This window comes from Enteroscipio rubneri (genome assembly GCF_002899715.1).
Taxonomy (GTDB): domain Bacteria; phylum Actinomycetota; class Coriobacteriia; order Coriobacteriales; family Eggerthellaceae; genus Enteroscipio; species Enteroscipio rubneri.
The window spans coordinates 83,742-92,699 of sequence record NZ_PPEK01000012.1 but is presented as its reverse complement, the minus strand read 5'-3'; the positions used below and the strand labels follow the sequence as shown (position 1 = coordinate 92,699).

Sequence of the window (8,958 nt, the reverse complement as noted above, 5' to 3'; positions counted from 1 at the left end):
TCGGGCATGGCTCTCCTCCAATATGCTTCTTGTCTCGACAACTCGAATCATACCGGGGCGGGCCGTGCCCTCCTTCCTATCTGGACGCTATCCTGCTGTCAAAGTGCGCAAAAAATTGTACGTTACCACAAGGCCTTCTGACACGCGTCGCTCCATTTCCTGTTGCGGATATCTCCATCCAGTTGAGGGCATTTTGCAAACCTTGCCTGTCGCCGGATGAATAACGTCATATACGTATTGGCCAGCATTTGCTTATGTGTGATAAAGAAGCAATAGAAGTGCAAAAAATTTTGCCGTTCCTATCCGACACTTGGCCATTGTGTCGGATAGGTCGGGCGGTTATTCGGGCAAGTCAATCTTGCCGACAAAGCTGTAATAAATCTCAATGTCCTGCCTGCGGGTGCCGTTCTCATCATAGCTGCACTCATGCACCACAATTTTCTCGATCATTTCCCGCAAGAGAGTGGGGGTCAGTTCTTCAAAGGCAAGGTGCTTGCGGACAATGCCCATAAATTTCTCGGCGTTGACGGTAGCTGCCTGTGACTTGTCCAGTTCGGCTTGCAGGGCGGCGGCTCTCTTTTTCAGCTCCGCTTGCTCGGCTTCGTAGTCAGCCGACAGTTCCATGAAACGCTCATCGCTGATTTTGCCGTTTACATTGTCCTCATACAGCCGCTTGATAATGCGGCTGATTTCAGAAATGCGTTCCTGCGCCTGTTCAAGCTGCTTGATGGCTGCGGCGGTCTTTCGCTTGCCGCCGATCTCGTTCTGCTGGACAAGTAGTTTCACAAACCGGCTCTCATGCTTGGCTGCGTATTCGGTCACTTGCCGGAGATTTGCCAGGACACCAGCGGTCAACAGATCGGTGCGGATAAAGTGCGCCGTACAGTTGCGGGTGCGCTTCTTGTAGCTGCCGCAGATGTAGCAGTCCTGTTTGCGGTCTTTGTTCTGATACCGCTGCTGATACAGCACATGGCCGCAGTCGGCGCAGAACAAAATCCCGGAGAACAGCCCCACTTCATCGTAGCGGTTCGGGCGTTTGCGCTGTTTGCGTAACTCCTGCACCCGTTCCCATGTTTCCTTGTCGATGATCGGCTCATGGTGGTTCTCGAAAATGGCCTGCTTCTCGACGGGGTTCTCTATGCTGTGCTTGACCTTATAAGAAGGCTTTTCCGTTTTGAAGTTCACCAGACATCCGGTGTACTCTCGGTTTTCGAGGATATGAACGACGGTGTTGGTCGCCCATTGCATTATCCCAAAATTGTGCGTTCTCCTCCCAGATTTTTTTACTTTCCTCTGTTCCCATGTTCTCTCCCACTCCCCAAATTTGCTTTTTTGCTTCCATTAAATCTTCCTTACTATATTCCATTGTTACCCTCCATAACTTCTGATTGTTGCCGTCTTGACGATTATGTATCTTTACATTACCTTCTGAAACATATGGCGCACCTTGTCCAGGCGGCTGTTTGGACGGCGGGGCTGGATGACCGGCTGACCGACAGCGGCCTGATATCCTTTCAGCTCTGTAAGGCATACGCTCCGCCCGTTGGTGTAAAAGGCCAGATCAGTACGGTATGCCTGTATACAGCGGGCGGGAATCTCGCCAGTAAAGACAACTTCATCCTTTTTTACCTGGGCCGTTTCGATGGTGGCACAGTATTTCGGTGCATCATGATAAGCCCTGGAAAGGTATTCCTGGGGCGCATAGAGGATGAAGGAGAGATAAGGTTCCAGCAGCTGCGTCCCCGATTCCTTCAATGCCTGTTCCAATACAATCGGGGCCAATGAGCGGAAGTCCGCCGGCGTGCTGACCGGACTGTAATAAAGCCCGTATTCAAAGCAAATCTTACAGTCCGTTACGTTCCAGCCGAACAAGCCCTGCTCCAGCCCGTAACGGATACCATCCCTGACAGCGTTTTGAAAACTCTGGTTCAAGTATCCCAGCGAAACCCGGCTCTCGTATTGTACACCGGAGCCAAGCGAGAGTGGTGTAACAGACAGTCCTATGGATGCCCAAAACGGGTTGGGCGGCACCTCGATATGGATGGTGTGGCTGGCTGCTTTGAGCGGCCGCTCCATATAAATGACGGAGGGTTCCTTTACCACTGTTTCAAGCTTGTATTTTTCCGACAGCAAAGCGGAAACAACCTCCAACTGCACCCGGCCCAAAAAAGAAAGAATGATCTCATGGGTGATGGAATCCACTTCGCAACGCAAAAGCGGGTCAGTATCCGCAAGTTGCGTAAGAGCGTCCAGCAGCCGTTCTCTTTGCGCTGCCGTTTTCGGCGCAATCGCCGTCCGCAGCATGGGGAGGGGGTCCTCGCGCCACCTTTTACGAGGGAGCCGGGTTTGGTCCCCTAATACATCGTTTAACCTCACGCTGTCGCTGGGAAGGATAACAATTTCACCCTGATAAGCGGTGTCTGTCCGAACAATTTCCCCTTTGGATGGAATACGCATCTCTGTGATTTTCAGCTTTTCTCTCCCGGCCAGGGCCACCGTATCCCGCAGGCGCAGCGTTCCGCTGTATAACCGTAGATAGACACGCCGCTGGCCGCAATCGGTGTACTCAACCTTGAAAACGCTGCCGCATAGGGCGGCGCCCCCCTGTTCCCCAATCGGTTGGAACAGCCCTGTCACCGCATCCATCAACGGTTGAATGCCAAGGCCATTTTTGGCGCTGCCATGATAGACTGGGAACAGGGAGGCGTCTTGAACCCGCTGCTGTTCCTCCCGCGCAAGTTTTTCCCGGCTGATTGGTTCTCCTGCGATATACTTTTCCAATAATTCATCGTTATTTTCGATGACCGCATCCCATGCTTCTATGTCGGTATTTTCCTCCAGGACTATTTCCGGGGACAGCGACACCGTCTGCTTGATGATAATATCGGCGGAGAGCTTATCCCGAACAGACTGAACCACGCTCTGCAAATCAACGCCAGCCTGGTCGATCTTGTTGATAAAGATAACGGTGGGAATGTTCATTTTCCGCAGGGCATGGAACAGAATACGGGTCTGGGCCTGCACGCCATCTTTAGCGGAGATCACCAAGATGGCCCCATCTAAAACAGCCAAAGAGCGGTACACCTCCGCCAAAAAATCCATGTGGCCGGGCGTATCCACAATGTTAACTTTACATCTGTGCCACTGGAAGGAAGTGACTGCCGCTTGAATGGTAATCCCACGCTGCCGCTCCAAAAACATGGTGTCCGTCCTCGTTGTCCCTTTTTCGACGCTCCCCGGTTCTGAAATGGCTCCGCTGGCATATAGCAGGCTCTCCGTCAAGGTCGTCTTTCCAGCGTCTACATGGGCAAGAATTCCAATATTGATTATTTTCATGTGATTGTCCTCCCTTTACAGCCCCAAAGGGCATAAAAATCCCCAGCAGTAAAATACTTTTACCACTGGGGATTATAAGTTGCGGACATACACATATACAGCATACACCTGTTTGTGATTGCTGTTTTTGGGGATATGTCAAAATTGATAAGGCAAAAGTATTCTTAAATTGGGTACAAAAAACTAAGCCCATACAAAAGGAGCTATCATAATCCTTTGTTCCCACTATTTGATTATAGTTTTATTTAAGAATACCTTGCCGCATATTTTTTACTCCTTTTCTGGATTAAATCATTGTATCACATCAGTTTTAGGAAAGCAAGTACCTAAAAGAAATTTTTCTTCCCCTTATATGTAACAATCATACCGGCTTCCTAGCGTTCAGAATGTTTTCTGCTGTCTGCTGTGGTGTTTGGTTGGAATTGTCCAACCAAAAGCCGATCCGTGGTGTTGTCTGCATTTTACTAAATACAAATTCAATGTATACAGAAAGATATAAGGAGTGGGAGGGATTCCGCCGTAGTTGGCATTGTAGGAAAATCCAAAAGTTTAGATTTTCCCACAATGCTTATCTTTTGGTCTTTGGTTCGGAATAGTGTAGTGCTGGCGGTCTATCTCTTGTTTTCGGTTGCTTGCTTCCTTACCGTACATGAGCATTTGGGCCAGAGATGTCAGACGGGAAATAGATTCCATTCTCGTCCATCCATGAATAATGCTTGCTGCCATAAACCGGATTAGACGGAGGAAATTGCTTATACCACTCGAGAGCGGCTTTATGAATAGCCTTCCAATCATTGCCGTATGTATTTTTGAACCCATCAAACGCAGCGTAGATTTCCTCAAGACCTTCTTTTCGCTCTGTCCACTCGCCAGGATTTGCGGTCTTGTCTTTCACGTAAATAAGCATGTACTCGTGTTGCATGGAGACATATGCCTGGTCATTCTTGCTGCTGTTTTTCCAAATTATTTCTCCAGCAAAATTATTTTCACCAAAGATCTCGTTAAGCAGAAGCTGCAAATTCGTTCGTTCGTTCTCATCAATGCTAACAACAATGACACCATCATTAGTCATAAGTTCTCGAGCAAGCTTCAGGCGGGGGTAAAGCATTGAACACCAGTTAGCGTGAAACCTGCCATCAGTCTTCGCATTAGACTGGCCAGACAATCCAGCTTGTTTGCGGTAATCAGAAACAGATGCGCCAAAAGTATCTTTATAGACGAAATCCCCACCGGTGTTATAGGGCGGGTCAATGTAAACCAGTTTTACTTTTCCGTGGTAACCGCGCTGAAGCAACTTCAAAACTTCAAGATTGTCACCTTCGACATAGATGTTTTCCGTCGCATCCCAGTTGATAGACTTCTCTCTGCAGGGACGAAGAGTTGCTGCACTTGTGGTTTGTGCCTGGCGAATCGCTTCCTGCTTTCCGGGCCAAGTGAACGAGTAGCGCTCGTCACTATCCTCGACCTCATCGCCAAGAACAAGACGGAGTTTTTCGAAGTCGATGGAGCCGTCACCCTCGGTGGCGATCTCCGGGAACAGGGCCTTCATCTGCTCGATGCGCTCTGCCACCAAGTCTTTGGACTCAAGGTCCATGGCCTTAATTTCCTCCATCGCAAATCTCCTTAATCTCTTCAGCGATCTTGTCGCTCTTTCTCTTTATCTCCTTGCCGCGCATTCGCAGCTTCGCTTTCTCGTTTAAAGTAGCGTCCTTGTCCTTGCCGGCGATTTGAACATCGTGGAGCTCCTTGCTTAGCCTGCTGCTTTCGCTGATAAACTCGGCAAGCTTGCCCCTGTCGTGTTCGCTGCACATCGGAAAGAATCCCAGCATTGGAACACTTCGTGACAGTTGGATGTTCCATGCAATGTCCTTCACGTAGCAGAGCAGGTCGCGCTGATCTAGCTTGTCGAAGTCCAAGGCTTCAAGGAACGCCGCGTATTGACAGTCACCCATCGCGAATCGACCCGTACTCTGAACATCCTCGACAACGACGGCGCCCTTCTCCGAAAGGCTCTTCCTGGTCACCGATGCGGAAATGCACATATGGCTCTCTCCGTCGAATACGATGACCGTGGGGTTCGGAAAGCATTTGTGAAGAAGCTTGCCGACGTCCGCATAGGCCTCCGAATCGCCAGCCATCTCGCAACGCAGGAAGATGATTCCCTGGATGTCCCTCTCGTCGTTCACACAGGAGGGAATCCTTGTGGTCGACTTCTGGACAGTGGCGAAATGCTCAACACGCTTCACCTTGTCCAGGGTCTTCTGCTCGTGCTTCGTGAGCGCGGCCTGGGAGACGAGCATCGTTTTGGGGATGCGCTTGTCGCCCGCAAGGGCGGCTTCGGGAAGTCTGAATATGTCGTTCAACCGCATCGTCATCTCATCACCACGAAACTGACCAGGGAGTAGTCGTCGAAGCCGAGGCCCGCGCCGTTGCCCACCTCGCCAAGGCTGAACAGGCTTTCCATTCCCTTGCTCTCCTGCACGCCGGTGATCTCGGATACTGCCGCATCCAGGAGGTCGGAATAGTCGCTCATACTTGCACCGTCTCTCGTCTGCACGTTGAATTCTCGGCACAGGTCGTAAAGCGGTTCGGGCCTGCCGGCGCAAACCGCCCGCATGACGTCCAACGCGACCTTCGGATTGGTGTGTTTTGACCTGACGATCCCATCGTCGGTCACATAGACGACGTAGTAAGGGAACGTCGGGTTGGTGTCCTTGGGGTTCCTGCTCTCGTCGTTCTGCTTGAGGCAGAAGATGACGCCGGGCTGCACCTCTGATTTTAGGTCGTCGGGAATGACCGTGACGGCATGGAGGCCCTGAGAGGAACCTTCCAGCAATCCGGGATGCTCCTTGGCGTAGCGCTGCAGCTCGACGCGGAAGTCATCGAAGGCGAAGTCCGTGATAGAGATGCCGCCAGAGATGTCCTCCAAGTCCAGGACCTCCTGCTGGAGCTGCTCGAGCTGTTTGCGTCGATACTGGAGGTCGTTCATCTCGCCGCTACGCTTGGCCTCAAGGACGTTCTCTTCGCCTGTGGCGCTGGCGTCCATGAGGACCATACGCCCCTTCACGCGTCCTTCGAGCTGGATGTACTCGTCGAGTTCGATATCGGGCCAGAAGTTGACCAGCTGGATCTGGGTGTTCTTGGATCCCAAGCGGTCGACACGGCCGAAGCGCTGGATGATGCGCACCGGGTTCCAGTGGATGTCGTAGTTGACCACGCAGTCGCAATCCTGCAGGTTTTGGCCCTCCGAGATGCAATCCGTCGCGAATACGATGTCGATCTCGCCGCGCCTGCGGTCAACCTCGGACAGCTCCTTGGCCACAGGCGCAAAGTGCCCGAGCACGCTCTCGAAAGTAGCGCGCCTAAGCTTAAGCGAATAGGTTCTGCTGCCGTTGCCCGAGACCTCTGCGCATTCCAGGCCGAGCTCCTTCTTCAGTGGCTCGGCAAGCTGGTCGAACAGGTAGTCAGCGGTGTCCGCGAACGCGCTGAACACCAGGACCTTGGAGTTCCCTGGGTTGTAGGGATTGGTGGCCTTGTCAGCGATGAAGGCCTTGAGCTGCTGCAGCTTTGCGTCTCGTTCTGGGGTGACCTGGCGTGCATAGTCGAGTAGCACGTTGAGCTTGGCGATGTCGTAGTCCAGGTCCTCTCCGAGCCTGAGGGCGTCGACGTCGCGCAGGTCTACCTGGACCTTGCCGCCGGAAGCGAATTCCTCGGCGTCGTCATCGTCGTCGAACTCGCCGTCCCACCCGGATGTCTCATAGGATACGGACGAGCCGATGTTGTCCAGCCTGTCGCGCATGGAGGTGCATGCCCCCAGTATGCGCTCAAGGGTGATCCTGAAGCTGTTGACAGAGGACTCCATGCGCTTGAGCACGTTCACGCGCATGAGGTTGGCCACTGCGGCCGTGCGGTGCACTTGGCTCTCGAAGTCCTTGCCCCAGGTGTCGCCGTACTTGTCGGCGTACTTGCCCTTCTTCTCCGGGCGGACGTATCCCAGCAGCTGGTACTGGGCGAAGGTCAGCTGCGCGATCATGTCGTTGAGCTCGGCGATCGGCGGCAGCTCGCCGTCTAGGTCAATCGCCGTCTTGTATGCCAGCGGCGCCCTGCGCTGCGGGAATGTCCCACTTGCGGCACCGTAGTACTTGGCGATGTGCTTGCGGCTGCGGGCGATCGTGAGCACGTCCAGCAGCTTGAAGTAGTCGGCGTTCACCGCGTTCACAAAGCTCTCGGTCGTGCGCTCCTCGTCGGGCAGCTTGCTCCACTCAGAGAAGCGCGCCTGGGCAACCTTCGTGACCTGGGTGATCGAGGCGATGCCGTCGGTATCCGCCAGGTACTCGTCATTGCCCTCGGTGATGAGCTCCACCTGGTTTCGCAGGTCCAGCAGGCGGTTGTTCACAGGGGTAGCGGAAAGCATGAGCACCTTGGTGCGCACTCCGGACTTAATGACGTCCTCGATGAGACGTGTGTAGCGATCCTTCTTCTCGGAGTCCGTGGACTTGTTCCTGAAGTTGTGGGACTCATCGATTACGATGAGGTCGTAGTTGCCCCAACGCAGGTGCTCCAGGTCGATGTCTCCCGACATGCCGTGGTAGCGGGACAGGTCCGTGTGGTTGAGTACGTCATAGGCGAAGCGGTCGTCGGCAAGGGGGTTGCGGTCATCATTGCCGCGGGTCCAGAGCGTCCAGTTCTCGCGCAGGCGCTTCGGGCAGAGGACGAGCACGCGGCCGTTTCTCTCCTCATAGTATTTGATGACGGCCAGGGCTTCGTACGTCTTACCTAAGCCGACGCTGTCGGCGATGATGCAGCCCTTGTACTTCTCGAGCTTGCGGATGGCCCCTACAACGGCGTCCTTCTGGAAATCATAGAGCTTGTTCCAGACGACGGATTCCTCGAACTTCAGGCCTGGCCTGATGGGGTCTTCGGCATCCTCCATGAAGTCACGGAACAGATGGTACAGGGTCAGGAAGTAGACGAACTCGGGCGGGTTCTCGCGATAGAGCGTCTCTATCTGGAGGGCCACCTCATCAGTGACTTCCTCAACCATCGAGGGGTTGTCCCAAATACCGTCGAACATTGCCTTCAAGCCCATGGCTTCCATGGTCGTCTGGAAATGGCTGACTCCAGTGACGACGCCGGGCTTGCGCTCATAGCCGAGACCCTCAAGCGTGAAGGAGTTGGCCTGGGAGCCCATGAATGCATGATCCTCCGAGGCAGGATTGGCTACATGGTACGTTCCACTCGTTGCAATCATGCCAGCTTGCTTCGCAGTCTTGAAGCTCGCCCTCTTGCGAACCCATTGGGCGCACTCTCTTGCGATAGCGCGCTGGTTAAGGTTGTTTTTCAGCGTGAGCTCCAGGCCCGTACCTCCGACGCCCCTCTCACGGGACCTCTTGGAGAGAACGAACTCCATAGGGACCTTGTCGGCCTGCATCTGCTTGATGAACGTGGGCTCGCTAAAAATGAACCTGAGCTCGTCGACCTTCGAGAGCTCTTCCCTCAATTCGCCATATGCGAAAACGGTGAAGAAGGAAGCAATGATTGAGAGCTTCGATCCTGAGTCGATCGACTCCCGGAGAGCATCGCCAAGGCGCTGCCTGCCTGTGTTGTCCAGATACTCCATCT

General features: G+C 53.5%; 6 protein-coding genes. All 6 read right to left on the bottom strand.

What is annotated here, in order from left to right:
* Positions 1-339: 339 nt before the first annotated feature.
* The 6 genes from C2L71_RS09640 to C2L71_RS09610 all read right to left on the bottom strand — a co-directional run bounded on the left by C2L71_RS09640 (position 340) and on the right by C2L71_RS09610 (position 8,956).
* On the bottom strand, positions 340-1,248 hold the full coding sequence (locus tag C2L71_RS09640; RefSeq protein WP_425321208.1) for a DUF4368 domain-containing protein: 909 nt from the start codon (positions 1,246-1,248) through the stop codon (positions 340-342).
* A complete protein-coding gene (locus tag C2L71_RS12525; RefSeq protein ID WP_425321209.1) occupies positions 1,154-1,366 on the bottom strand; it encodes a hypothetical protein in 213 nt (70 codons plus the stop codon). Before C2L71_RS12525 ends, C2L71_RS09640 begins: the two co-directional genes overlap by 95 nt.
* Positions 1,367-1,416: 50 nt before the next feature.
* The gene (tet(W), locus tag C2L71_RS09630; protein ID WP_009305318.1) at positions 1,417-3,336 is read right to left on the bottom strand and encodes a tetracycline resistance ribosomal protection protein Tet(W); all 1,920 of its coding nucleotides are present in this window, start codon (positions 3,334-3,336) and stop codon (positions 1,417-1,419) included.
* A 640-nt stretch (positions 3,337-3,976) separates the two neighbouring features.
* Positions 3,977-4,948, bottom strand: a complete 972-nt coding sequence (locus tag C2L71_RS09620; protein ID WP_103265547.1) for a site-specific DNA-methyltransferase — start codon at positions 4,946-4,948, stop codon at positions 3,977-3,979.
* On the bottom strand, positions 4,935-5,705 hold the full coding sequence (locus C2L71_RS09615) for a DUF4391 domain-containing protein (RefSeq protein ID WP_103265546.1): 771 nt from the start codon (positions 5,703-5,705) through the stop codon (positions 4,935-4,937). Before C2L71_RS09615 ends, C2L71_RS09620 begins: the two co-directional genes overlap by 14 nt.
* A gap of 2 nt (positions 5,706-5,707) precedes the next feature.
* Positions 5,708-8,956, bottom strand: a complete 3,249-nt coding sequence (locus C2L71_RS09610; protein WP_103265545.1) for a helicase-related protein — start codon at positions 8,954-8,956, stop codon at positions 5,708-5,710.
* Between the last annotated feature and the right edge of the window lie 2 nt (positions 8,957-8,958).

What these genes read in the sequence shown, in the direction of transcription:
- C2L71_RS09640 (WP_425321208.1), bottom strand. Translation starts at nt 1,248, where the DNA reads ATGCAATGGGCGACCAACACCGTCGTTCATATCCTCGAAAACCGAGAG.
- C2L71_RS12525 (WP_425321209.1), bottom strand. Translation starts at nt 1,366, where the DNA reads ATGGAATATAGTAAGGAAGATTTAATGGAAGCAAAAAAGCAAATTTGG.
- C2L71_RS09620 (WP_103265547.1), bottom strand. Translation starts at nt 4,948, where the DNA reads ATGGAGGAAATTAAGGCCATGGACCTTGAGTCCAAAGACTTGGTGGCA.
- C2L71_RS09615 (WP_103265546.1), bottom strand. Translation starts at nt 5,705, where the DNA reads ATGCGGTTGAACGACATATTCAGACTTCCCGAAGCCGCCCTTGCGGGC.
- C2L71_RS09610 (WP_103265545.1), bottom strand. Translation starts at nt 8,956, where the DNA reads ATGGAGTATCTGGACAACACAGGCAGGCAGCGCCTTGGCGATGCTCTC.